Below are 1,000 nucleotides of genomic sequence, written 5' to 3' on the forward strand. Positions count from 1 at the left end.
TCATGGTGCAAACTGGTGCGCATATCGAGCGCTATGAGTTTGCTGATGGTGTCCGGCTCAGCAGCATTGAGTTTGATGTTGACGGCTATGATATCTACCACGGTACAGCAGGTGATGATGTTGTCACCGGCGTGCGCACTGATGGCTACAAGGCGCTCAAAATTAATGGTGATAAGGGCAATGACACCTTGATCGCTGCCAAATCTGTTTTGCCAGACGGGATCACCGACAGCGGCAACCAGTTCCTGTATGGCCGCGAGGGCAGTGACACCTATGTCATTGGCAAGAATACCGGCGATGTGCGCATCTCCGCTTATGCGGAAGCCGAGGATATGGGCACTGATACGGTCCGGTTCACCGACCTGACGCTGGCAGATCTGACTGTCAGAACCTCGGAGGCTGGTCCAGAGAGTTCCTGGTATGGCGCTCTTACGTTTGACTGGGCCGGTGAAGGGGCTCTCACGGTACAAACTGGTGCGCATATCGAGCGCTATGAGTTTGCTGATGGTGTCCGGCTCAGCAGCATTGAGTTTGATGTTGACGGCTATGATATCTACCGCGGTACAGCAGGTGATGATGTTGTCACCGGCGTGCGCACTGATGGCTACAAGGCGCTCAAAATTAATGGTGATAAGGGCAATGACACCTTGATCGCTGCCAAATCTGTTTTGCCAGACGGGATCACCGACAGCGGCAACCAGTTCCTGTATGGCCGCGAGGGCAGTGACACCTATGTCATTGGCAAGAATACCGGCGATGTGCGCATCTCCGCTTATGCGGAAGCCGAGGATATGGGCACTGATACGGTCCGGTTCACCGACCTGACGCTGGCAGATCTGACTGTCAGAACCTCGGAGGCTGGTCCAGAGAGTTCCTGGTATGGCGCTCTTACGTTTGACTGGGCCGGTGAAGGGGCTCTCACGGTACAAACTGATGCGCATATCGAGCGCTATGAGTTTGCTGATGGTGTCCGGCTCAGCAGCATTGAGTTTGATGTTGA

At 54.5% G+C, this 1,000-nt stretch carries 1 pseudogene; it reads left to right on the plus strand.

Annotated features, from left to right (window positions below):
* A pseudogene (locus PsAD46_RS28045) lies at nucleotides 1-1,000 on the plus strand (hypothetical protein); the annotation flags it as partial.

It is taken from the genome of Pseudovibrio sp. Ad46 (genome assembly GCF_001623065.1).
Lineage (GTDB): Bacteria > Pseudomonadota > Alphaproteobacteria > Rhizobiales > Stappiaceae > Pseudovibrio.